The sequence below is a fragment of the Flavobacterium ajazii genome (assembly GCF_010614725.1).
GTDB classification, from domain to species: domain Bacteria; phylum Bacteroidota; class Bacteroidia; order Flavobacteriales; family Flavobacteriaceae; genus Flavobacterium; species Flavobacterium ajazii.
The window spans coordinates 1-1,548 of sequence record NZ_JAAEHL010000030.1 but is presented as its reverse complement, the minus strand read 5'-3'; the positions used below and the strand labels follow the sequence as shown (position 1 = coordinate 1,548).

Genomic DNA, 1,548 nt, shown 5'->3' with positions numbered 1-1,548 from the left:
GTTTTAGCCAAGTTTTAAGCCAATGAATTTAAAGTGAAAAGGGAGGTTTTTAGACAGTTTGACGTTCTCGCGCTACAAGCAGTTTGGGACTAAATTAAAACCATTCTTCGGATTTGCCAAATCTATCAAATACAAAACCATATTTAAATTAAGCCAATTGCCCAAATTGCTTGTAGCGTGTGTTAGGATGTGTAGCGACACGTATGTTGAGCACGAACGATTTGACATTCCAATTATCGATTCCAATTTCGGCAAGCTTTTCCGCCTTCCGATTTTCCATTCCAATTAGTTTTCGCTTTTGAGTTTCAACTTTCAGTTAAATCTCAAAAAAAAATCGACAAAAAAATTCCGCTTTCGGTTTTCGATAAAGCGGTTCACGTTTTGTATTCCGCAACAATTAAGTGCTGAATTTCGATTCCGTTTTCGGTCGGCTCGGTTTCTGTTTCATTCTGCTTTTGCGAACCAAAACGCCCGATTAAATTCAGCTGTTTCTCGTCAACGGAGCTATACATCCTAACGTTTTGCGGCTTGGCGCAGTAGCGGCTGCGTGAACGATTTATTTCTTGCTAAGATAAGATTTTTCAGCGGAAAATCGAACGTGATGCTAAGATAAAAAAAAGCTATTGTGCCAAACCGTTGTTAGCAGCTGGCTTTTTATGAAATCCAATATAGAATTTTATAAAAACCATATTCCGTTGTTATGTTTTTTTCAGGTTCTTTTCTAATATTTAAGTTGAAATTTTTAAACTCTTTCTCGATGTTTATGTATTCATAACCATTGTTATAATAATTTATATATTCATTGGGCATATTTACGAAACCACTTTTAGTTGATTTAAATTCAATTTTTTCGTTATTATAAATTTCAGAAAATTGAACATTGTCATCTTTTAAAAAGATAATTTTTAAATTTTTGTTATTTGAAAAAACATTACCGTTTCGGAAATAAATTGCATAAAATTTTTCTGAAGTAAAAGTTTCTTTTCCTTGATAATTGATATAATAAATTTTGTTTGGAAATGTTTTTTTATACTTTTTTTGAGCAACAACAATTAAAGGATAATTTGACTGCTTTTTTTCTATTAAAATGTCATCGAATTTAATTTTGTCATAATTTTTTAATGTTTTCACAGAATTATAAACAACTTCACAAGGACAAAGATTGTTTCTGTCAAAGCAGGGAAATGAATAAAAAGTTAAACCGAGAATAATAAAGAGTAGAAATGAAAAGAATAAATTTCTCCTCCATTTTAACTCAATCTTTTTAGATATTCTGTTATATAAAAAAGCAAATAGGATTGAGATAAAAATAAAAAAAGGAATTGAAATTGTAAAGATTATTGATGCACCACCACCATCTACTGGAAATAAATATACTAAAAGAGGTGTTAGTAAACCACTAATTAAAATTATCCAAAACTTGTGTTTTTCCATAGTCGGTTTTTATACTGCTATTTTTTGAAGCTTGCTGCTAACGTCAGTTCGTCTAAAAACCCTTTTTAGTTAACTACGTTTACCCAAAAATAGTTATTTACACGAGTTGTAAGT

Annotated in this window: 2 protein-coding genes; both read right to left on the bottom strand. The window is 30.6% G+C overall.

Annotated elements, in window-relative coordinates:
• Positions 1-374 precede the first annotated feature (374 nt).
• The gene (locus GWR14_RS23675) at positions 375-512 is read right to left on the bottom strand and encodes a hypothetical protein (RefSeq protein WP_163411612.1); all 138 of its coding nucleotides are present in this window, start codon (positions 510-512) and stop codon (positions 375-377) included.
• A 142-nt stretch (positions 513-654) separates the two neighbouring features.
• Entirely contained in the window at positions 655-1,434 is a 780-nt protein-coding gene (locus GWR14_RS23670; protein ID WP_163411611.1) for a hypothetical protein, read from the bottom strand.
• Positions 1,435-1,548: the final 114 nt, after the last annotated feature.